Raw genomic sequence first — 23,364 nt, forward strand, 5'->3', positions numbered from 1 at the left:
CACCGTCCGAGACGTGTTGTCGGCGCTCGCGCGAATGTCCCGGCCCTCTCCGGAGGTTGTTCCGGGCGCCTCGACCGTTTCCGGGGAAGGTGGTTCGCCGGCTATAATTCCTCTTTCGGCCCGGTCCGGTGCGACCCGGCTGTCACCGATGCCGGCGGTGTATTGATGCAAATGGCGAAGGCCTTGACCTTGCCAACGGATACTAAATTTCTGGAGTGAATGCGATGTTAATCCCCGTCATCCTGTCCGGTGGTGCTGGCACCCGACTTTGGCCAGTTTCCCGCGAAGGGCATCCCAAACCGTTCATGAAGCTTGCCGACGGCGAGAGCCTGCTCGTGAAAACCTACCGCCGTGCAGCAGCGGTAGTTGGTGACAACACGGAATCGGAGCGTGGAGAACTGTTGACGGTCACGAACCGCGACTACTACTTCATGAGCAAGGATGAGTTCGGTTATGCCGCGCTCGGAAATCAGCAGTCCGGTGTATTCATGCTCGAGCCGGCCGGTCGCAACACCGCGCCTGCGATTGCGATGGCGGCGCATCACGTGGCTGGCAAGTACGGGCGCGATGCGCTGATGCTGGTGCTCGCAGCCGATCATCTGGTGCAAGACCAGCAAGGTTTCTCGGCCGCCGTCGCGAGCGCGGTCGAACTGGCGAAGCAGGACAAGGTGGTCACGTTCGGCATCGTGCCGACGAGTCCGGATACCGGCTTCGGCTACATCGAGGCCGGAGAAAGGGTCGGGAGTGGCCGCGCTGCGCTGCGCTTCGTCGAGAAACCCGATGCGGTGAAGGCTGCCGAATATCTTGCAGCGGGCAACTATCTGTGGAATTCGGGCATGTTCTGCTTCAAGGCCGGCGTCATTCTCGATGAGATGGCGCGTCATGCTCCGGACGTCGCGACAGCCGCCGACGCATGTTGGGCTTCGCTGCAATCGGACAAGGAATCCGCGCAGATGCTCGAGATTCCTGCCGAGTCGTTCCAGAAGATGCCCGACATCTCGATCGACTATGCGGTGATGGAGCGTTCGTCGAAGGTTGTGGTGGTGCCGTCCAGTTTCGGCTGGAGCGATATCGGCTCGTGGGGCGCTGTGCGAGACCTGACCGTGCCGGATCAGGACAGCAACCGCGCCGTTGGCGAAGCGATCTTCGTCGATAGCCGGAACACCTACGTGCAGAGCCAGGATCGTGTCGTGGCGGCGGTCGGCGTCGCCGATCTGATGATCATCGATACGCCGGACGCATTGCTGGTCGCGAGTCCCGATCGCGCGCAGGACGTGAAGCAGGTTGTCGCTCGCCTGAAAAAGCAGAATCACGATGCGTACAAACTGCATCGCACCGTGAGCCGCCCGTGGGGTACCTACACGGTGCTGGAGGAGGGGCCGCGCTTCAAGATCAAACGCATCGAAGTCAAGCCGGGCGCGAGCCTCAGTCTGCAGATGCACCATCATCGCAGCGAGCACTGGATCGTCGTGTGCGGGATGGCCAAGGTCGTCAACGGCGATCGGGAAATCTTCGTTCGCACCAATGAATCCACTTATATTCCTGCCGGTCACAAGCACCGCCTCGAGAACCCCGGCGTGCTGGACCTCGTGATGATCGAGGTGCAGAGTGGCGAATATCTGGGAGAAGACGACATCGTTCGCTTCGAAGATGTGTACGGGCGTGCTTAACGTCGGGCAGGCTGGCAGTCCTTCGAATTCTTCAGGGCTTTGTTGTGGGAAGCGTCAAGCGGGAATTCCGGCTCAGGTACTGGAATTCCCTGCCGGACGCGGCCTGGGCCATCTTCGCCGGACGACGATCGTCGCGGCGGGCACGGGTGCCCGGTTGCTTGTTGCCGACAACGGCTTCGTGTACAGCATCCACCTGTATGCACGCATGTTGCCGTGCAACATGTTCGTGGAAATCGTCAGTCGCACCCGGAATGCGCTCATCGATAGCGTCAACCTGGTCAAGCAGCTGAGGTTCCCCCGGCTCCGCTTGCCTGTGATGGATAGATTCGTCGGTGTGGCGTGGCTGCAGGCGACGGTGAGGAGTTTGCCGTAGTGGATAGCTTTTATCGTGCGTTCGAAGATCAGCATCGCGGCTCAAGGGGGCTGATCAAAAGTCGACTGGCGAAGTACCAGCCGTTTATTGCGCCCTTGGCGACGCTTCATCCGGGCGGGAAGACACTCGATCTGGGTTGCGGCCGCGGTGAATGGTTGGAGTTGATGGTCGAAGCAGGGTTCACCCCGGTAGGTGTGGACCTCGATGCCGATATGCTCGAAGCGTGTCGGAGGCGCGGTCTGCCAGTATTTCTGGGTGACGCTATCGAGTACCTTGCCGCGCTCGATTCGAATAGTCACGCCCTTATTTCAGCTTTCCACGTCGTTGAGCACGTGTCCTTTGAGCAAGTTCGAAGAATCGTGACCGAAGCTTTGCGCGTACTGAAGCCTGGCGGGCTGTTGATTCTCGAAACACCGAACCCGGAAAATATCGTCGTTGCAGGCTGCAACTTCTATCTGGACCCCAGCCACAAACAACCGATTCCTTCCGAACTGCTGAGTTTCCTTGGCGAACATGCCGGATTTGCCAGAGTCAAGCGGCTTCGATTGCAGGAACCCCCTTCGTTGCAGGATGGGAGCGTGCGGGTTCATCTTCTTGATGTGCTGGGCGGCGTAAGTCCGGATTACGCCATTGTTGCCCAGACATCCTGCAGTGAAGAAGACGCTCGATTGTTTGACGAAGCCTTCGATGCCGACTACGGACTGTCCTTGGCCGAACTTGCCGCTCGTTTCGAGGAGGGACGGGCCGGGGAGCAGAAAGCCATCGCCGAACAGACACAACGAACCCAAGACGAAGTGGCGCGACTTCAAGGCGAACTGGGCCTGGTCCATGACGAATTGACGCGCACCCGCGGCGAGCTGATGCAAGTCGTCGATGAATTGGGGCGAATTCGGGGCGATTGGGGGCGGATCCGGGGCGACCTGGATCAAGTGAGCGGCGATTTGAAGCGGGTGGCCGATGAGGCGCGGCACACTGCAGGGGAATTGCAGGCCGTTTATGGCAGCACGTCATGGCGTGTCACCGCGCCCATGCGAAGTGCCGTAACGTACGCCCGTAGCGCGAAAGGGGTGTGCAAATCCGGCATGAGGCGCGTGCTGTTCAGAAGCGTCGCGTACGTCAATCGCAATCCCCGTCTGCGACGATTGGCCGTGCGAGTGTTGGGCGCGATGCCCGGAATGAAGCAGCGACTCGTTCGGATTGTCGTTGGGGCCCCTACGCAGTCGGTGCAGAGGAAGCCGATCGATGATGATGGTTTGACGCCCCGCGCGCGCGAAGCGTACATGGCTTTGAAGTCAGTCCTCGCGCCCGAAACTGGGGATATTGAATAATGCGTATTGTTGTTGACATGCAAGGGGCGCAGAGCCTCAATTCGCGTAATCGCGGCGTGGGCCGTTACACTGAGTCCATCGTCAAGGCGATGATTCGGAATCGTGGTAACCATGAAATCGTACTTGCCCTGAATGGCGCGTTCGAGGAGTCCGCCCGGATTCTGCGTGAGGAATTTGAAGCATTACTTCCGAAGCGTGACATTCACGTCTGGCATGCGGTGGCTCCGGTCGCCCATGCAGATAAAGCGAATCGTTGGCGCCGCGAGTCAAGCGAATTGACCTATGAAGCGTTTCTGACGAGCCTGCGGCCGGATTTCATTTATATCGCCAGCCACTTCGAAGGATTCGGCGACGATTCGATTACCAGCATTCATGCGCTTCAAAACAGCGTTCCGGTCGCGGTCACGCTGTACGACCTGATTCCATACCTCTATGCCAAGCCTTATCTGGAGAATCCTCTATTCAAGGATTGGTACCTGGGGAAAATCGAACATCTTCGACGCGCAGATTTGTGGCTCGCGATATCCGAATCGTCGCGTTCGGAGGGGATCGAACATCTCGGTCTTGCGGCCGAGTGGTCGGTCAACATGTCCGCCGACGTCGACGCGTGGTTTCGTCCGGAGCAGATTGCTGCCGAGCGTGAAGCGGCATTGCGGAGCAAGTACGGGCTGGCGAAGCCGTTCGTGTTGTATACGGGCGGTATCGACCATCGCAAGAACGTCGAGGGCATGATTCGCGCATTCGCGTTGTTGCCACCCGCGTTGCGGAAGTCGTACCAGTTGGCGATCGTTTGCTCGATTCAGCCGGCCAGTCGTGACGCGCTGACGCGTCTGGCCCGGCAAGTCGGACTGGACGCGGCCGATGTCGTGTGCACGGGGTTCGTGCCCGACGAGGATCTGCTGTCGCTTTACAATTTGTGCCGTTTGTTCGTCTTTCCTTCATGGCACGAGGGTTTCGGTTTGCCGGTGCTGGAGGCGATGCGCTGCGGCGCGCCTGTGATCGGCGCGAATACATCGAGCGTTCCGGAAGTGATTGGATGGGAGGATGCGCTGTTCGATCCCCGATCCGATGAAGCGATTGCGCAACACATGCAGCGCGGTCTGACCGACGAGGACTATCGTCAGGCCCTGATCGAACAGGGAAAGCGCCAGGCCGCGAAGTTCTCGTGGGATCGCAGCGGGCGTTGCGCGCTCGATGCAATGGAGCGGAGGCGCGAGGCATGGCTGACCGAATCGCACGAGCCGGAGGTTCAGGCGCAACGTCCCAGGCTGGCTTACGTGTCGCCGTTGCCGCCGGCCCGCACGGGGATTGCCGACTACAGCGCGGAATTGCTGCCGGAGTTGGCCCGCTTTTACGATATCGATGTCATCGTTGACACGGATAAAGCGGGGCAAATTCCGTCCGGTCAGCTTGCGCACGTTTCGGTGAAAACACCGGCGTGGCTGCGCAAGCATGCGGATTCCTACGATCGTGTCCTCTATCATTTCGGAAACTCGTCGTTCCACGAGTACATGTTTCCGCTGCTGGAAACCGTCCCGGGTGTGGTCGTGCTGCACGATTTCTTTCTGTCGGGCATTCTCGCGCACATGGCCGTTCACGGAAATCGTTCCGACTGCTGGTCCAAGGCGCTGTATGACGCACACGGGTATGTCGGTCTGAGGGCGCGGCATCTGAAAGAGGACATCGCGGATGTCGTCTGGGAATATCCGTGCAGCCTGGGCGTGATTCAGAAGAGCTTGGGCCTGATTGTTCACTCGCCCAATTCGCTGCGATTGGCGCGCCACTGGTACGGCGGGGATGCGGTCGACTGGACCGTCATTCCGCATATGCGCGATGCGACTACCGTATTGAGCAGCGACGATGCGCGCGATGCGCTGGGAATCGGCAGGAACGACTTCCTGGTGTGCGCGTTCGGCGGGCTCGGGCCATCCAAGCTGAATCATCGGTTGCTTCGCGCATGGAATCGATCGTCCCCTGCGCGTGATCCGGCTTGTCATCTGGTCTTTGTCGGGGAGAATCAACCGACCGAATATGGCGAGGAACTCGCGCGCAGCATCCGGCAAACAGGCCAGAAAGGCAGAATCCGGATTACCGGGTGGGCCGATGCGCAGATGTTCCGTCGGTATCTGGCGGCGGTTGATGTCGGCGTCCAGTTGCGGACGCTGTCACGTGGCGAGACGTCGGGAACCGTGCTGGACTGCATGAATTACGGCAAGGCAACGATCGTCAATGCAAACGGAAGCATGGCGGACCTGGATCTCGAGGCCGTGTGGATGTTGCCGGACGAGTTCTCCGACGAGCAACTGATCGACGCACTGGAGACGTTGCGTTCGGATCCGTCGCGCCGACAACGAATGGGCGCGCGCACGGGACATTATCTTGAGCGCTCATGCACCTGACGTCTGTGCCGAGCAGTATCGCGATGCCATCGAGCGATTCTATCTCCGGGCCGACGCGAATCCGACCGTATTGTCTCGCGCAATCGCGCGTCGGGTGGGCCCGGCAAGCGACGACGAGTTGCGCACATGGGCGCTGAGCGTGGCGAAGAGTTTCGTTCCGCGCAACAACAAGCGGCAATTGCTGGTAGATATCTCGGAGCTCGTGCAGGTGGATGCCAGGAGCGGGATCCAGCGTGTGGTGCGCAATCTACTGAGGGAATGGCTGGATTCTCCACCCGACGGCTTTCGGGTGGAACCGGTGTATGCCACGACCAAGGATTCCTATCGCTATGCGCGTGGTTTCACGATGAGGTTGATGGGATTCGACGATGGCTATCTGCAGGACGAGCCGATCGACTATGCGGCAGGAGACGTGTTTGTCGGCCTGGATCTGCAACCCCGGGTCGTCCCCGCGCAGCGAGCGTTTTATCGAAATCTGCGATTGCAGGGCGTGCAAGTCAAGTTTGTCGTCTACGATTTGCTGTGTGTGCTGCTCCCCCAATACTTTGTTCCTGGCGCCGCCGAGGGTTTTACGGGCTGGCTGGACGTCGTGGCGGAGAATGACGGCGCATTGTGCATTTCGCAAGCGGTGGCCACGGACCTTTCGTCATGGATCGCGACGCACGCTCCCGAGCGGGCGGGCTCGTTCGAGATCGACTGGTTCCATTTGGGTGCGGATATCGAAAATTCCCCGACGACTTCGAAAATCCCGCGCGACGGAGGCAAGGTACTTCAACAACTGCGTAATTGCCCGACGTTTCTGATGGTCGGGACCCTGGAACCTCGCAAGGGACACGCTCAGGTTCTAGAGGCGTTCGACCGGCTGTGGCGCGAGAATCAGAACGTCAATCTGGTCATCGTGGGGCGGCAGGGATGGATGGTCGAGGATCTGGTCGGGCGGTTGCGGGCGCATACCGAGCAGGGACGCCATTTGTTCTGGCTGGAAAACGCCTCTGACGATTACCTGGAGAAAATCTACGGGGCGAGTTCGTGTCTGATCGCGGCGTCTTATGGTGAAGGCTTTGGTTTGCCGCTGATTGAAGCCGCGCAGCACGGATTGCCGATCATTGCGCGCGATCTGCCGGTGTTTCGTGAAGTGGCTGGTGAGCACGCATTTTATTTTTCCGCGCAAGAAGGGCATGATCTGGCGACCGAGCTCAAGGCATGGCTCGAGCTTCGAGCGAAGCAGCAAGAGCCTTCGTCTCGTGGCATGCCGTTCTTGACTTGGGCGCAAAGTGCCCGCCATTTGGCAAAAATTCTCACGCGCACTGAAGCGTATTCTTAAAGTAGGACGACTATGTCTAACAAAATTTCCATCATCACCGGCATTACCGGACAAGACGGCGCTTATCTGGCCCAGTTGCTGCTCGACAAGGGCTACACGGTTTACGGCACTTACCGCCGCACTAGCTCGGTGAATTTCTGGCGCATCGAAGAGCTGGGCATTGGTAAGCACCCGAACCTGCATCTGGTCGAATACGATCTGACCGATTTGTCGGCGAGTATCCGGCTGCTGCAGACGACCGGCGCGACGGAGGTTTACAACCTGGCGGCGCAGAGCTTCGTCGGCGTGTCCTTCGACCAGCCGGTCACAACCGCCGAGATCACCGGCATCGGCCCGCTGAACCTGCTCGAGGCGATCCGCATCGTCAATCCGAAGATCCGCTTCTATCAGGCAAGTACGTCCGAAATGTTCGGCAAGGTGCAGGCGATCCCGCAGATCGAATCGACGCCGTTCTATCCGCGCAGCCCGTATGGCGTGGCCAAGCTGTATGCGCATTGGATCACGGTGAACTATCGCGAGAGCTACGACATCTTCGGTTGCAGCGGGATCCTGTTCAACCACGAATCGCCGCTGCGCGGCCGCGAATTCGTTACGCGCAAGATTACGGATTCCGTCGCCAAGATCAAGCTCGGCCAGCTCGACGTACTCGAACTGGGCAACATGGATGCGAAGCGCGACTGGGGTTTCGCGAAGGAGTATGTTGAAGGTATGTGGCGCATGCTGCAGGCCGACGAGCCGGATACGTACGTGTTGGCCACGAACCGTACCGAGACCGTGCGTGATTTCGTGAGCATGGCGTTCAAGGCAGCTGGCATCGACCTCGAGTTCAAGGGCAGCGACGAGCAGGAAATCGCCGTCGATGTCGCCACTGGCAAGACGGTGGTCCGGGTCAATCCGAAGTTCCATCGACCGGCCGAAGTCGATCTGCTGATCGGCAATCCGGAGAAGGCCAAGCAGAAGCTCGGCTGGGAACCGGAGACGACGCTCGAGCAGCTGTGCGCAATGATGGTCGAAGCGGATCTGCGCCGAAATGAACGCGGCTTCTCGTTCTGATGCCCCGCGCGCCCTGGTGACGGGGCTCGGCGGCTTTACCGGCGACTATCTCGCGAAGTCGTTGCAGGCGGCCGGCTATCGCGTGTTCGGCACGACGCACGGCTCCGAGGCGACCGGAGCCGGCATGTACCGGGTCGATCTGTGCGACCGGGCGGCGCTGGCAAAGGTCGTCGCGGACGTGCAGCCGGACGTGGTCGCGCATCTCGCCGCAGTCTCGTTCGTCGCGCACGGTGATACGGACGCAATCTATCGCACGAATGTGGTTGGCTCGCGGAACCTGCTGGAAGCGCTCGCGAATCTGGCGAATCGTCCGCGAGCGATTCTGCTGGCGAGCAGCGCCAATATCTATGGCAACGCGGCGGTCGAGTCCATTGACGAATCGGTCGAGCCGAATCCCGCGAACGATTACGCGGTTAGCAAACTGGCGATGGAATACCTGGCGCGCCTGTGGCAAGACAAGCTGCCGATCGTCGTTGCGCGTCCGTTCAACTACACGGGCGTCGGGCAGTCGCCGCAGTTTCTGCTGCCGAAGATAGTCGGGCATTTTCAGCGCGGCGAGCGTGCGATCGAACTCGGCAATATCGATGTCGAGCGAGATTTTTCCGACGTGCGGCGCGTGGCGGATGCCTATCGGCGCCTGCTGGAACAGGCACCGGCTGGTGGCGTGTTCAACGTTTGTTCGGGCCGCGCGGTGTCGCTGAAGGCGGTGATCGCGATGATGGAGCAGATCGCCGGCTATACGATCGACGTCCAGGTCAATCCCGCATTCGTACGTGCGAACGAAGTGCGCCGACTGCAGGGCGATGGTGCGCGGTTGCAGGCCGCTATCGGGCCGCTCGGCGACATTCCGCTGGAGAGTACGTTGCGCTGGATGTTCGAAGCGGGGCGTGGGTGAGAATTGGTTTCGCTATGGTTGCGTCGGTCTCGCGTGAAGCGTACGTCGTCTTGCCGGGCGCGTGTCGGCAGTTTGTTGAACGTGCAGGGTGTGACGAGGTATCGACCTCGTTCAGCCGGATTGTACGATTCTCTGCGTTCGGTGGCCGCGTTCGCGTTGCTGATGAGTCGGCTCGGATGAGGAGCAGCACGTGAAGTTGGGGGTGGATATCACCTGGATGGTGGGCAACTACCGCGGCATGGGGCGATTCGCCCGACAACTGGTGGAACCGGTCAGCGCGTCGGTGCTGGGTCTGGCACCGAGTGGCGTGAGTGCCGAGGAATGGCCATTCGTCAGTGACGGACACGGTTTCTTCCCGTGGTGGGAGCAGGTCGAGTTGCCACGCTTGTGCCGTGAACAGAAGCTCGACTACCTGCTATGCCCGTATAACACGGGACCCCTGCGGTCCACGGGCAACACCCGGGTGATCGCGGTTGTCCATGACCTGATCTACATGAAGCCGTGGCATGTGTTGCCGCCGGCGCGATCGCTGTATCAGACTGTTGGGCGAGTCTACCGTCGTCAAGTGGTGCCGCGGCTGGTTCGCCGGGCCGACGCCGTGCTCACCATCTCACGCTTCACGCAGCGAGAGTTGATGGAGCGGTTCGGGCTGCGCGAGGCGGACGTTCCTGTCATTCCGTGCACAATTTCGGACGACTGGTTCGCGCCGCCGGTCAGTCGGTCTGCCCGCCAGCCGTATCTGTTCACGGTGGCGGGCGAAGTGCCCAGCAAGAATGTTGACCGCTTGCTGCAGGCGTTCGCGATGGCGAGGCCCGAGCTGGGCGATGACGCACGGCTCAGGATCGCGGGAATCAAGTCCGATCATCACGCGCACTTTCTCGGGAGAGCGGAAGCGCTCGGGCTGGGAGGCGTCGTCGAACTGCTGGGCTACGTGTCGCGAGAGGATCTGCGGCATCAGTACCGCCAAGCCCGCGCGTTCGTCTTTGCGTCGTTGTTCGAAGGGTTCGGGATTCCATTGCTGGAGGCGATGGCGTCCGGTACGCCTGTCGCATGCAGCAACACGACGTCGATGCCCGAGATCGTCGGCGATTGCGGTCTGCAGTTCGATCCTTATTCGGTCGAGGACATGGCCGAACAGATCCGCAACGTATGGGGCGACAGCACGCGATTCGACGTGGCGGTCGGTGCCGGCATGGACCGGGCGCGCACCTTTTCGGCGTCTGCCGTTAGCCCATTGATTCAGGATTTCTGGGCCCGTCTGTCATGAGCCAGAACAAGAAGAAACTGCTGGTGCTGACGCCGCGGTTTCCCTATCCGGTGATCGGCGGCGACAAGCTACGGATCTACCATCTTTGTCGCGTGCTGTCCCGCCATTACTCACTGACGCTGCTGAGCATGTGCGAGACCGACGAAGAAATGCATGCCGCGTTGCCGGACGACGGGGTGTTCGACCGCGTCGAACGGGTCTTCCTGTCGCGCCGGCGATCGTACGTCAATACACTGTTCGCGTTGCCGACTCGCACGCCGTTGCAGGTCGCGTATTACCGGAGCCGCGAGTTTGCGGTGGCGGTGGCGAGATTGCTGTCGTCACATGATGGCGTATTCGTGCATCTCGTGCGCTGTGCCGAATATGTACGCAAGTCGGACAAGCCGCGCATCCTGGAAATGACGGACGCGATCTCGCTCAACTACAGTCGCGTGAAGCAGTTGAAGAATGCACGCGGGCTGAAGTCGCGCGTGTTCGGTATCGAGGCAAAGCGCCTGCTCGACTACGAGCGCACGATCGTCGACGACTTCGATCTCTCGGTGCTGGTTTCCAGGACCGATCGCGACTACCTGTTTCCCGACGCGTCAGGCAAGAACGTGATGGTGTGCTCGAACGGTGTGGATCTGTCGGACCTGCCGTACACGGCGCGCAGCATGGCAAGCCGGCTCGTGATTTTCATCGGCGACATGCGCACGGTCCAGAACCAGGATATGTGTCACTTTTTCGCCGGGGCCGTGTTGCCATTGCTGCGCAAGCGTGCCGACTACCGTTTCCGGATCGTGGGGTCGATCGTACCTGCACTCGCCGAACGATTTCGCGCATACGAGGGCGTCGAAGTAACCGGTCGGGTCGAGTCGGTTGCGCAAGCTGCGTCCGACGGCGCAATCGGCGTATGTCCGATGCGCATCGGCGCCGGGGTGCAGAACAAGATTCTCGAGTACATGGCGCTCGGGCTGCCCGTCGTCACCACGCCGCTGGGTCATGAGGGCCTGGGCGCGGAAGGAGGCCGGGAACTGTTGATTGCCGACACTCCGGAGGAATTTGTCGATTGCATCGAACAGCTCGTTGCCGACGAGGCCGCGTCGGCAGAGATGGCGGCGCGAGCGCGAACCTTCGTCGAACGTGAGCATGGGTGGGAGCGAATGATTGCGCCGCTCGTCGAAAAGGTGAACGCATTGCTGGCTTGATCGCTGTCGTGCCCAAGATTGTCGTGGCCGATGCGCGCACGGCTCGCTTGCAAGTAGCGGTTCGAGTGCCATCGGCCCGGCTGTTCGACGCGCCCGCTTGGAGGTCATGAGCCGGCGCGGTTACAATTTGGCACGCGTCCGATCGGATGCCGATGCCGGTGGCGTCTTTTTTCACGATGCCGCGTCCGGGGAGAGAGCGGTCCCGGTCACATCAGCGACGCAGCATTGACGTCCGATTCGGAGACACGTATCGATTCGTATCGGCCTCGCCACGGCCGCCTGCGCGGTGATGCGAATAGATGACGGTGTCCACGATCGATATCCCCCTCGTTTTCGAGAGCCATCTGTGTTCGTCTTTGGCCCCCTTCCCGTATGCGCGCGCCCGTTGGGCACCGGCAGTCCCGCGTGCCATGCAGCGCGTGGCGTTGTAAAGCGCGAGCCTGTCGCTTCGATTTCGTGCGTGGTCATCGGCAGTGGCATCGGGCGGTTATGTAGCGATGTCCGTCGGTTGAGTTGGAGGCGACCATGACGCATCTCGTTGTCACCGGCGCGAACGGTTTCGTCGGCCGCGCGGTTTGCCGTCGCGCGCTAGCCGCCGGGCACGCTGTCACCGCACTGGTGCGGCGGCCGGGCGGATGTGTCGACGGCGTACGCGAGTGGGTGCATGGCGGCGCCGATTTCGATGGCCTCGCCGAAGGATGGCCGGCCGACCTAACCGCCGATTGCGTGATCCACCTCGCCGCGCGCGTGCACGTCATGCGCGACGAGTCGCCCGATCCCGACGCCGCATTCGACGCGACCAACGTCGCCGGCACGCTGCGTCTCGCCGAAGCCGCGCGCAAGCATGGCGTGCGTCGGATCGTGTACGCGAGCAGCATCAAGGCGGTGGGCGAAAGCGACGGCGGCACACCGCTGTCCGAAAGCACTCGCCCGAACCCACAGGACGCATACGGCCGCTCGAAGCTGCGCGCGGAGCAGCAACTCGCGCTGTTCGGCGCATCGGCCGGGCTCGATGTCGTCGTCGTGCGACCGCCGCTCGTCTACGGCCCGTCCGTCCGTGCCAATTTTCTGCGTATGATGGACGCGGTGGCGCGCGGGATGCCGCTGCCGCTCGGTTCCGTCGCCTCGCGTCGCAGCATCGTCTACGTGGACAATCTCGCCGATGCGATGCTGCAATGCGCGACGGACCCGCGCGCGGCCGGCGAATGCTTCCACGTCGCCGACGACGACGCACCGTCCGTCACGGGCCTGTTGCGTCTGGTCGGCGACGCTCTTGGCAAGCCGGCGCGGCTTCTGCCGGTTCCGGCTGCGTTGCTGCGTGCGCTCGGCAAGCTGACCGGCCGCAGCGCGGCGATAGACCGCCTGACCGGCAGCCTGCAGCTCGATACGGGCCGGATCAAGCGCGTGCTTGGCTGGCAACCGCCTTATACGATTCGCGAGGGCCTCGAAGCGACCGCTGCATGGTATCGTTCGCGCGATACACAACAATAGCCGATATGCCTTTCCCGATATTCGCGTGCCCCCTGGCGGTTACGGTGGCGTTGGCCGCCGCCATCGCATCGACGGCCATCCTGCGCGTGCTGCTCGCGACCGGCCTCGCTTGGCGCCTCGCCACCGACATCCCGAACGACCGTTCGCTCCATACGCTTCCGACGCCGCGCGTCGGCGGCTGGGGCATCGTGCCGGTTTGCATCGTCGCGCTGCTGGCGGTGGCGCCGCACCTGTGGCTGATCGCAGTCTCCGCCGCCGCGCTTGCCGCGATGTCGCAGATCGACGATCGACGCGGGCTACCGGCCCGCGTGCGGTTCTCGGTGCACCTGGCGGCCGTCGTCGTGCTGATCGCGGTCTATCCGGCCGATGCGCCGTGGTGGCTGCTCGTCGGCGTCGGCTTCGTGATGGTCTGGCTCACGAACCTGTACAACTTCATGGACGGCGCCGACGGCCTCGCGGGCGGCATGGCGCTGTTCGGCTTTGGCGCGTACGCGGCCGCTGCAGCGACCGGCGCGCATCCGTCCCCCGATCTCGCCTTGACGGGCGCGGCGGTCGCAGGCGCCGCGTTCGGTTTTCTGCTACTTAACTTCCATCCGGCGAGGCTGTTTCTCGGCGATGCAGGCTCCATTCCGCTCGGTTTCCTGGCCGGCGCGCTCGGCTACTGGGGCTGGCGTACGAGCGTCTGGCCGATCTGGTTTCCAGCCCTAGTGTTCGCGCCCTTTATTGCTGACGCATCTGTAACACTTTTGAGACGTCTGTTACGTGGCGAAAAGTTCTGGCAAGCCCACCGCGAGCACTATTATCAAAGGATGGTCCGGGCGGGCGTAGGTCACCGCCGGACCGCTCTTTATTGGTACCTCATCATGCTCGCAGGCATAATCGTCGCCGTGTGGGCAAAGGACCGCGCGGAACTGCAGCAGTGGCTGTCGTTCTTCGCGTGGTACGGCGTCCTGGCATGTCTCGGATTGGTGATCGACATGCGTTGGCGCCGGTTTCAGTCCGCCGCCGAAAATAACTCTTGAGGTCTCCCGCCGATGTTGCGATCCAAAGCATCATGGCTTTCGCTGAGCGCTTTCCTGTTTGACCTGACGGCGGTCGTCGCGTCGTGGTTGTTCGCTTATCTCATTCGTTTCAACGGCAGCGTTCCGCCTGATTTCCTGAGCGGCGCGCTGATGGCGCTCGTGTGGGTGTTGCCGGTCTACGCGCTGATGTTCCACCTGTTTGGCCTGTACCGTGGGCTGTGGGTATTTGCGAGCCTGCCCGACCTGATGCGCATTTCGAAAGCGGTCGTCGGCGGTGGCGTTATCGTGATGATCGGGGCTGTGATGTTCCAGCCGTCGCCAATCATTCCGCGCTCGGTGTTGCTCGTCTCGCCGCTGATGCTGTTTCTCGCGATGGGCGGCGCGCGCGCGCTGTACCGCGCGACGAAGGAGTTCTACCTGTACGGCGGGCTGGTCGGGCAGGGCAAGCCCGTGCTGGTGCTCGGCGCCGGTACCGCCGGCGCGAGCCTCGCGCGTGAACTGTCGCGTTCGGGCGAATGGCGTCTGGTGGGCTTGCTCGACGACGACGTCACCAAGCAGGGGCGCGAGATCTACGGTTACAAGGTGCTCGGCTCTTTCAATGACCTGAAGCACTGGACAGACGCGCTGAAGGTCGAATACGCGATCATCGCGATTCCGTCGGCATCGGTCGAGACGCAGCGCAGGGTTGCGACACTGTGCGTGCGCGCCGGTGTGAAAGCGATGGTGCTGCCGTCGCTGACCGCGCTGATGCCGGGGCAGGGCTTCCTGTCACAGGTACGGAGCATCGATCTCGAGGATCTGCTCGGCCGCGACGCGGTGACGATCGACACACCGCACGTCGAGGCGTTGCTGCGCGGCCGCGTCGTGATGGTGACGGGTGCGGGCGGGTCGATCGGCTCGGAGCTATGCCGGCAGATTCTCCGTTTTGCGCCGGCGCAACTCGTCGCGTTCGACCTGTCCGAATACGCGATGTATAGGCTGACAGAAGAGTTGCGCGAGCGTTTTCCCGATCAGCCAGTGGTGCCGATCATCGGCGACGCGAAGGATTCGCTGTTGCTCGATCAAGTGATGTCGCGTCATGCGCCGCACATCGTGTTCCATGCGGCAGCGTATAAGCATGTGCCGCTGATGGAAGAGCACAACGCGTGGCAGGCGCTGCGCAATAACGTGCTCGGTACGTATCGCGTCGGGCGCGCGGCGATTCGTCACGGCGTGCGTCATTTCGTGCTGATCTCGACCGACAAGGCGGTCAATCCGACCAATGTGATGGGCGCGAGCAAGCGTCTCGCCGAGATGGCCTGCCAAGCGCTGCAGCAGACGAGCGGCGGCACGCAGTTCGAGACCGTGCGTTTCGGTAACGTGCTCGGCAGTGCCGGCAGCGTGATTCCGAAGTTCCAGCAACAGATCGCGAAGGGGGGGGGCCGGTGACGGTCACGCATCCCGAGATCACGCGATTTTTCATGACGATCCCTGAAGCATCGCAACTCGTGCTGCAGGCATCGAGCATGGGGCATGGCGGAGAAATCTTCATTCTCGACATGGGCGAGCCGGTAAAGATCGTCGATCTCGCACGTGATCTGATCCGCCTGTATGGGCTTTCGGAAGGGCAGATCCGGATCGAATTCACGGGCCTGCGGCCGGGCGAGAAGCTTTATGAGGAACTGCTCGCGGATGATGAAACGACGACGCGTACGCCGCATCCGAAGCTGCGGATTGCGCGCGCACGCGAAGTGCCGGATCATCTGCTCGATGAATTGCTGCCGTGGCTGATGCAGAATCGCGTGCTGAGCGACGACGAGGTGCGGCGCGATCTGCGGCGCTGGGTGCCGGAATATCAGGCGGCCGCAAGTCCTGCCCTTCAAACCGTATCAGCGTTGTTCCCGCCGAAGTCCGTCGCGCGAGGATAGCGACCGCGCATACCTCCACGCACGACCGCCACCGTATCCATTTTTGCAATCGTTCCTGGAGGAAGGCGACATGCATCGAACACATGATGCAACCTGGCGTTACGGTGCTAGTAGTGCCCCGTATCGTGCAATTGCTCGCATGGTGATTTGACGCTGGAGCGACGGTATATTCGCGCCCTTGGGGAGTCGACGTATCGCCAGCAGGGACCAGAGTTTCGCATCGAGCCTGCACCGGTCATCCAGCAATGACAGAGTCTCTTGATCGAGTTCCTTGTCGAGACGAATTCGCATATTTTCCGGCACGCGTGCAGTTGGATTAAGATGCATCATCGGCAGATCGGTGTTAAACCATCGACTCAAATTTTGATGGAACTGAGGATTCTCGATAATATCGCTATAAGCGACTGAGTTGAGCCGGTTCAGTGCATCTTTCAGTAATCTGGGCTCCTGATCGCGGGCGATGAACGAATCATTGCCGATACGCTCGTCCGGCCACAATAGCATGCGTGTGGCCAGATTGTCCGTTTGGCACGCAATGCGTGGATCCGTCAGGAAGTCTTTAAGGGTGCCGCGCGATAGTTTGATGCAATCTCGCCAACTTCCCCACCGCACAAGATATTCGTCCGACATACATCGCCAGTACACCCAATGAGACATCAGGCGGGATAACGGCTCACGAAGGAAAGTCAGTAATTGGGCGCGAGGGTATCGACTCGTCAAAGTGTGATAAGAGAAGTGGCCCATGATCAGCTTCGATTCCGGCATCTTGCTTTCATCAAGATGAATCGTGCGTGCAACCTCATCATCGAACTCCGAAAGTCGATCGAATGCGCCGAGCAGTAGTCGATCGATTCCTCGAACTTCGTCATTCGTTTGCAAGGTTTGCGATATGCCGGTGACTACTGATGTGCCTGCCGTTTTCGGGATATGCATGACCGCAAGCGACTTCTCGCCGTTGCGCGGCTCGTTTTGAAATCTGGGCGTAGTGAAATAGTCGAACACGATTTAGTCGAAGATGATCTATCGATGATCGCCTTGGAGAGGCGGTTTCTTCACGATGACTCGCGATAAGTACAAGGCCGGCGGGGCATATCGATCCACAGGCGCGGCTATGTTCGGGCGTCAGTTTATCGACAACGAAATGCGGCTGCCACAATACCAGCATCGCAGACGGGCCGCAGCGGCTGTCCTCGATATGAGTGAGCCGTTCGAGATCGCGGATCTCGGGTGGGCCCTGATCCGTCTCCCGTTTTTTCGCTTACACGATCGGGATCGAATTCCCACCAACTGCGTCTGGAGTGAAACCATACGGCGACCCGCACACCGGCTGCCAAACTCCGGATCGTGCGCCGCGGAAAGTGTCGAATGGCTCGGTCGACTAGCGGCGGGCAAGATCGACTCATGTGCGTAGTGATCAGGGGAATGCGGCGGGTCTGCGCCGCCGGGTGTCGGAATGCCGATCGCCGGTTGTATCTCGGCGTCGGCGGATGCACGCGCGGCGTTGCCATCCATTTCGGGTACGGATCATCCTGTTCTATTCCACCCCGCGTTCCACCCGGCTGCATTCAATTGACTACCGACCGATTCCTTCCTATGTTTTCCTCAAGGTAGCCGTGCGATTGCCGTAAAGAAAAAAGGCGAACAGCCAAATACGAGGCTCTACGGTCCATACCAATTCGATGAAAACGGAACAACTTGTCAGGGGAATAGGCGCGGCGCTCATGGTGCTCGCGCTGGCAGGCTGCGGCGGCGACGACGCTGGTCCGGCTGCGACTTCTGCGCAGGCGGTCAAACTATCGGCGCTGCGGGCCACGGGCAACGTGGTGGGCGCCGCGCCGATGAGCGCGACGGCGCCGGTCCATGTTGTGCTGGTGCTCAAGCTGAATGACGAAGCCGGGTTGAACCGCTTTCTGCAGCAAGCGCGAACTCCGGGAAGCGCGAGTTTCGGGGCCGTGCTGACCTCCGCGCAGGTCGCCGCACAATACGCACCCAGCGCAGGCCAGGTCGCCACCGTGAAGACTTACTTGGCAAGTAAGGGCTTCACGAACATCAGCGTGGCCGGCAACAACATGATCGTCGAAGCCGATGCCCCGGCCGGCGTGATATCGGGCGTGTTTCAGACGACGCTCGTACCGGTCGCGATGGCGGACGGCACCAGCACGCATATCAATACCGCCCCGGAGACGGTGCCCAATGCGATCGGCGGTGTCGTTCAAGGGGTGCTCGGGCTCGATACCGCGACCCGCCTGCACCCCAATTTCGTACGCGCTTCCGATGCCGCCGTCGCGCCGACCGCGAACGCATCGCCGACGACTTCCGCCGTCGCGGTGGGTCACAATCCGACGGATTTTCCCCGCATCTATTCCGTCGGCAGTGCCCCGGCGGCGGTGAACACCATAGTAGGCATCATTGCCGAAGGAGACGTGACGCAGTCCGTCATCGACTTGGCGACGTTCGAAAGCAATAACCACCTGCCTGCCGTACCCGTTTCCGTGATTCATGCCGGGCTGTCGAGTGGGGACACGAGCGCAACCACGGAATGGTCGCTCGATAGCCAGACCATCGTCGGGATGTCCGGCGGCCTCAAGCAACTGAATTTCTACGTTGCGCGGTCGTTTGCCTGGAGCGATATGGCGCTGGCGATCAATCGCGCCGTGACCGACAACACTGCTCGGGTCATCAACATGTCGATCGGCGGGTGCGAGAACTGGGCGCCGACGGCGGTCATCGACACGTTGTTCCAACTCGCCGTCGCGCAGGGGCAGACTTTTTCGGTCAGCTCCGGCGATTCAGGCAGCGTGGCATACGGCTGCAGTGGCACATCGGTGCAATATCCCGCAACGTCACCGTATGTAGTGGCCGTTGGCGGCACGACGCTCTATACGAACGGGAACGGCAGCTATGCAGGCGAGACGGCCTGGGATTCCAGTGGGGGCGGCATTAGCGGTATCGAGCCGATTCCATCGTGGCAGTCGAATGTTCCGGCGCTCAAGGGGCGCGCTTTTCGGGGCATGCCGGACATCGCGTTCGACGCCGATCCGAACAGCGGCGAAGCAGTCGTCGCGGGCGGACAACTCGTGATAATGGGTGGGACGAGCCTGTCCGCGCCGTTGTTTGCTGCGACCTGGGCGCGCATGCTGTCCGGGGCCTGCGCAACGAATCTTGGTTTTGCGGCGCCCACGCTGTACAGCGCCCAGGTCAAGACGCCGTCGATCTTTCGCGATATCACCTACGGATCGAACGGCGCATACGGTGCAGGCTCGGGATGGGATTTCGTGACCGGCTGGGGCACGCCGAACGTCAGCGCGATGTATTCTGCGATATGTGGTCCGACAGCGGCGATTTACGGCGGTGTGATCAATCAAGGTACGACGCTCAGGCCGGGGCAAATCGCATATTCGGGTTCCAGAAGCCATCAGTTGGTCATGCAGAATGACGGCAACCTCGTGCTTTACAACACGACCAATGGTGCCGCGGTGTGGAATTCAGGCACTTACGGAAATCCCGGCGCGTATGCCGCCTTCCAAGGCGATGGCAACTTCGTGGTGTACGGCGCGAGCGGTAATGTGCTGTGGAACTCGGCGACCAGCAGCACGTCCTACAGCCAGTTTCTTGTCGTGCAGGACGACGGCAATCTGGTGATCTACCGATCATTCGTCCCGGTATTCTCCACATCGACCGCTTCCAGCGGATATGCGAACTCCCCGGCCGGCCCGGCCGTATGGAAGGGCGGTGTTGCCCTCGGCAGTGGCCAGAGTTTTACTTCAGGCAATGGTGCGAACGTGCTGATCATGCAGGGAGACGGAAATCTCGTGCTGCTCCGCCAGGGCGTTGTGCAATGGAATTCCGGTACGTATAGTCATCCGGGCGCATTCGCGGCGATGCAAACGGATGGCAATCTGGTCGTCTACAGTCCGACGGGGGTCCCGCTCTGGTATTCCGGCACCAGCGGCAATTCAGGCGCGGCGACTTATGTTCAGGACGACGGCAACGTCGTGATCTATGTGCCGCTGCCGCGCTGGAGCACGAATACAGCAGGTGCCTAGCAGCTTCACTCGTCGCTTCGCGACCGAATATCGCACGGCCGCCGTTCCCGGCGGCGGGCTGCGCGAGCCGGGCAACACGCCGGCCGCGGCTCCTCAGTGCCCCCGCCGCTCCTTCCTCACCACCATCCACCGCGGCGCCCTGAACCTGACGATGCTGAGATAAAGCCACACATACGTCAGCGCGAACAGCACGACGAACACGAACAGATGCACCGTATGCCGCCAGAACAGCGTCGCCGGAATCACCGCGACGAGGCACAGCAGCCACAGATAAGGTGAAGTCAACGAATTCCGCCGCGTCAGATCATGCGCGTGCTTCGTCCCCACGGCCCACCGCATCAGCCGCTTGTACACGAGCATATGCAGATGCACGCCGTCCGGAATCCCCGGCGACATCCCGCGGATGAACTTCTTCCGGTAGATCGAGAAGCAGGTCTCGAAGATCGGATACATGAACAGCAGCACCGGATACCACGCGGACACCTCGCGGTTGCGCATCACGAGCATGATCGCGAGCTCCGCGAGCATGAAGCCGATGAAATACGCGCCGCCGTCGCCGAGGAAGATCAGCCCGGCCGGGAAATTCCACAGGAAGAAGCCGAGCACCGCGCCCATCATGATGATCGACGCGGACATCACGACCGGGTCGTTCACATGGAACGCGACATACGCGAGCGACGCGAACATCATGAAGCTGACCATCGATGCGAGCCCGTTGAACCCGTCGATGATGTTGATCGCGTTCGCGAGCGCCGCGACCGCGAGCACCGTGATGAACGCCGAGATGGCCACGTAGCCGAGCAGGAAATCGAGCGGCGGCACGCTGATGCGCTTGACTGCGATGCCCAGCAGCCAGAACGCCAGCGCGGCCGCGCCCATCGTGCAGAGCAGCCGTGCGCGCGGCGACACGCGCTTGGTCAGGTCCTCGACGAGGCCGGAGAGGAAAGCCGGCAGCCCGCACGCGGCGATCCCGAGAATGCTGCAGGAGATCGTCGGATAGCGCCGGGACAGCACCAGCGCGGCCACGACGACCCCGGCGAGGATCCCGATGCCCCCGACGCGCGGCACGGGCCGCACGTGGAATTTCTGCACGCCGGCCAGGTCGCTGTCGATCGAGAATTTCTCGTGAAGGTGCGCGTAGCGCACGATGAACAGCGTGACGAGCAAGGAGACGATGAAGCCGGACGCGAAGCTGAGCATGGGATCGCTCGAAAAATGGACAGCGGATTATACAAAACCGCGCGGGTTGCCCTCCTGCCATCGCCAGTGGTCGGCACACATTTCCTCGATGCCGAGCGTCGCACGCCAGCCGATGATGTCGGCCGCGGCCTGCGGATTCGCATAGCACTCGGCGATGTCGCCCGGACGGCGCGCGACGAGTTCGTACGGCACCGGCCGGCCCGACGCCTTCTCGAACGCACGCACGACTTCCAGCACGCTGTAGCCTTGCCCGGTGCCGAGGTTCACGACGAAGCTCGCGTTGCGCTTGGCCAGTGCGTCGAGCGCGGCGATGTGCCCCTTCGCGAGATCGACGACGTGGATGTAGTCGCGCACGCCGGTGCCGTCCGGCGTCGGATAATCCGAACCGAATACACGGAGCTTTTCCAGCTTGCCGACCGCGACCTGCGCGACGTACGGCATCAGGTTGTTCGGGATGCCGGCCGGATCCTCGCCGATCAGCCCGCTCGCGTGCGCGCCGACCGGGTTGAAGTAGCGCAGCGTCGCGATGCGCCACGACGGGTCCGAGACTTCGAGATCGCGCAGGATCTGCTCGGCGATCAGCTTCGACTGGCCGTACGGGTTCGTCGCGGCGAGCGGGAACGATTCGTCGATCGGCGAGCGCTCGGGCACGCCGTACACGGTCGCGGACGAGCTGAACACGAACTGCCTGACGTTGCGCTCGCGCATGACCTTGAGCACGGCGAGCAGGCCGCCGATGTTGTTCTGGTAGTACTCGAGCGGCTTCGCGACCGATTCGCCGACGGCCTTGAGCGCCGCGAAGTGAATCGTGCCGGTGATCGGGTGCGCGTCGAATACCTTCGCGAGCGCGGCTTCGTCGCACACGTCGACTTGGTGGAACGCGGGCGTCTTGCCCGTGATCCGCTCGATGCGGCGCACGGATTCGGCCTTGCTGTTCACGAGGTTGTCGACGATCACGACGTCGTAGCCGTTGTCGAGCAGCTCGACGGCCGTGTGCGAGCCGATGTAGCCCGCGCCGCCGGTAACGAGGATGGTGCCTTTAGCGGTCATGCTGATGCGCTCCTTCAGAGTGTGAATCCCGTCAACGAATGGATGGTCTCCCTGTAGCGTTCGACGACCTGCTGTTCGTCGAATTCCGCCGCGACCTTGTGCCGGCCGCGTACGCCCATCGCCGCACGGCCTTGCGGCCCGAGCGCGATCATGCGATTCAGTTGTTCGGCGAGGCTCGCGCTGTCGCGTACGCGGCACAGGAAGCCCGTTTCGCCGTCGGCGACGACGTCGCGGCAGCCCGGCACGTCGGTCGCGACGATCGGGCGACCCATCGCCGATGCTTCCATCAACGTGCGCGGCACGCCTTCGCGGTACGACGGCAGCACGACGCAATCGGCCGCCGCGATATGTGGGCGCACGTCGTGCGCTTCGCCGAGATACTCGACGATGCCTTCGTCGACCCACGCGTCGACGTCCGTGCGACCGATCGCGCTCGGATTGTCGACGCCGAGCGGCCCGAGCAACTGGAAGCGCGCGTTCGGGAAGCGTTCGCGCACGAGACGCGCGGCTTCCACGTATTCGCGCACGCCCTTGTCCCACAGCAGCCGGCCGATCAGGATGAAGACGGGCGCGTCGCCGCCCGGCAGCGGCACGGGCGAGAACTGTTCGAGATCGACGCCTTCGCCGTGCAGCAGCCGCGCGCGCTCGGGATGCGCGAGCAAGCGCTCGTCGGTGAAGGTCGCGAGATCGTCGCGGTTCAGGAACCACACCTCGCGCGGGAAGCGGAACGCGAACCGGTACAGGCGCTTCGCGACGCTCGCCGCGCGGCTCTTCTGGATGAACACGTAGCCGAGGCCGGTCGTCACCGCGATCGACGGCACGCGCGCGAGCCACGCGGCCACTGAGCCGTAGATATTCGGCTTGATCGTGTAATGGAACACGAGATCGGGCCGCAGCGCGCGGTAGTGGCGCGCGAGCGCGGCGAGCGTGCCGAGATCCTCGCGCGGGCTCGTGCCTTTCGACGCGATCGCGAGCGCCACGTAGCGGCAGCCCATCTGCTCGAGCAGTGGCACCGTGCGGTCGTGCGGCGCGATCACGATGACCTCGGCGCCGCGCGCGACGAGCGCACGGATCAGCCCGTGGCGATACGTATGGATCGCCCAGGCCGTGTTGCAGACGAGCGCGATGCGCAGCGGGGAGGTGGCGGACATG

At 62.0% G+C, this 23,364-nt stretch carries 15 protein-coding genes and 1 pseudogene; 12 read left to right on the top strand and 4 right to left on the bottom strand.

Going from position 1 to position 23,364, the window contains the following annotated elements:
* Window positions 1-224: 224 nt before the first annotated feature.
* From CFB89_RS03920 to CFB89_RS03970, 11 genes and pseudogenes are all read left to right on the top strand, one after another.
* On the top strand, window positions 225-1,670 hold the full coding sequence (locus tag CFB89_RS03920; RefSeq protein ID WP_089466813.1) for a mannose-1-phosphate guanylyltransferase/mannose-6-phosphate isomerase: 1,446 nt from the start codon (window positions 225-227) through the stop codon (window positions 1,668-1,670).
* Between the two features lie 372 nt (window positions 1,671-2,042).
* A complete protein-coding gene (locus tag CFB89_RS03930; protein WP_089466815.1) occupies window positions 2,043-3,371 on the top strand; it encodes a methyltransferase domain-containing protein in 1,329 nt (442 codons plus the stop codon).
* Window positions 3,371-5,770, top strand: a complete 2,400-nt coding sequence (locus CFB89_RS35225; protein WP_256979569.1) for a glycosyltransferase — start codon at window positions 3,371-3,373, stop codon at window positions 5,768-5,770. The genes CFB89_RS03930 and CFB89_RS35225 overlap by 1 nt, the downstream gene beginning before the upstream one ends.
* A complete protein-coding gene (locus CFB89_RS35230) occupies window positions 5,751-7,094 on the top strand; it encodes a glycosyltransferase family 1 protein (RefSeq protein WP_256979572.1) in 1,344 nt (447 codons plus the stop codon). The genes CFB89_RS35225 and CFB89_RS35230 overlap by 20 nt, the downstream gene beginning before the upstream one ends.
* A 12-nt stretch (window positions 7,095-7,106) precedes the next feature.
* A complete protein-coding gene (gene gmd / locus CFB89_RS03940; RefSeq protein ID WP_089466816.1) occupies window positions 7,107-8,147 on the top strand; it encodes a GDP-mannose 4,6-dehydratase in 1,041 nt (346 codons plus the stop codon).
* Window positions 8,125-9,042: an NAD-dependent epimerase/dehydratase family protein gene (locus tag CFB89_RS03945; protein WP_089466817.1), complete on the top strand. Its 918-nt coding sequence runs from the start codon at window positions 8,125-8,127 to the stop codon at window positions 9,040-9,042. The genes gmd and CFB89_RS03945 overlap by 23 nt, the downstream gene beginning before the upstream one ends.
* Before the next feature lie 202 nt (window positions 9,043-9,244).
* Complete coding sequence (locus CFB89_RS03950) at window positions 9,245-10,309, top strand: glycosyltransferase family 1 protein (RefSeq protein WP_256979573.1); 1,065 nt, start codon at window positions 9,245-9,247, stop codon at window positions 10,307-10,309.
* Window positions 10,306-11,496: a glycosyltransferase gene (locus CFB89_RS03955; protein WP_089466819.1), complete on the top strand. Its 1,191-nt coding sequence runs from the start codon at window positions 10,306-10,308 to the stop codon at window positions 11,494-11,496. The genes CFB89_RS03950 and CFB89_RS03955 overlap by 4 nt, the downstream gene beginning before the upstream one ends.
* Before the next feature lie 525 nt (window positions 11,497-12,021).
* Window positions 12,022-12,987 (top strand): SDR family oxidoreductase, encoded by a 966-nt coding sequence (locus CFB89_RS03960; RefSeq protein ID WP_089467902.1) that lies wholly within the window; start codon window positions 12,022-12,024, stop codon window positions 12,985-12,987.
* Window positions 12,988-12,992: 5 nt separating this feature from the next.
* Window positions 12,993-14,009: a glycosyltransferase family 4 protein gene (locus tag CFB89_RS03965; protein ID WP_089466820.1), complete on the top strand. Its 1,017-nt coding sequence runs from the start codon at window positions 12,993-12,995 to the stop codon at window positions 14,007-14,009.
* Between the two features lie 12 nt (window positions 14,010-14,021).
* Window positions 14,022-15,916 (top strand): annotated as a pseudogene (locus CFB89_RS03970) (polysaccharide biosynthesis protein).
* A 99-nt stretch (window positions 15,917-16,015) separates the two neighbouring features.
* On the opposite strand, the gene CFB89_RS33970 reads toward CFB89_RS03970, so the two are convergent.
* Entirely contained in the window at window positions 16,016-16,918 is a 903-nt protein-coding gene (locus CFB89_RS33970) for a sulfotransferase family 2 domain-containing protein (protein ID WP_144030057.1), read from the bottom strand.
* A gap of 677 nt (window positions 16,919-17,595) precedes the next feature.
* On the opposite strand from CFB89_RS33970, the gene CFB89_RS03975 reads away from it, so the two are divergent.
* Window positions 17,596-19,962 carry a protease pro-enzyme activation domain-containing protein gene (locus CFB89_RS03975; protein WP_144030058.1) on the top strand — a complete coding sequence of 789 codons (2,367 nt, stop codon included), beginning with the start codon at window positions 17,596-17,598 and terminating at the stop codon, window positions 19,960-19,962.
* A 93-nt stretch (window positions 19,963-20,055) separates the two neighbouring features.
* Here CFB89_RS03975 and CFB89_RS03980 read toward each other — a convergent pair whose 3' ends face one another.
* The 3 genes from CFB89_RS03980 to CFB89_RS03990 are packed head-to-tail and all read right to left on the bottom strand — an operon-like array spanning window position 20,056 to window position 23,363.
* A complete protein-coding gene (locus CFB89_RS03980; protein ID WP_089466822.1) occupies window positions 20,056-21,162 on the bottom strand; it encodes a glycosyltransferase in 1,107 nt (368 codons plus the stop codon).
* Window positions 21,163-21,189: 27 nt separating this feature from the next.
* Entirely contained in the window at window positions 21,190-22,212 is a 1,023-nt protein-coding gene (gene galE / locus CFB89_RS03985) for a UDP-glucose 4-epimerase GalE (protein ID WP_089466823.1), read from the bottom strand.
* 14 nt (window positions 22,213-22,226) lie between these two features.
* On the bottom strand, window positions 22,227-23,363 hold the full coding sequence (locus tag CFB89_RS03990) for a glycosyltransferase family 4 protein (RefSeq protein WP_089466824.1): 1,137 nt from the start codon (window positions 23,361-23,363) through the stop codon (window positions 22,227-22,229).
* Between the last annotated feature and the right edge of the window lies 1 nt (window position 23,364).

This window comes from Burkholderia sp. AU16741 (assembly GCF_002223345.1).
Classification (GTDB): Bacteria; Pseudomonadota; Gammaproteobacteria; order Burkholderiales; family Burkholderiaceae; genus Burkholderia; species Burkholderia sola.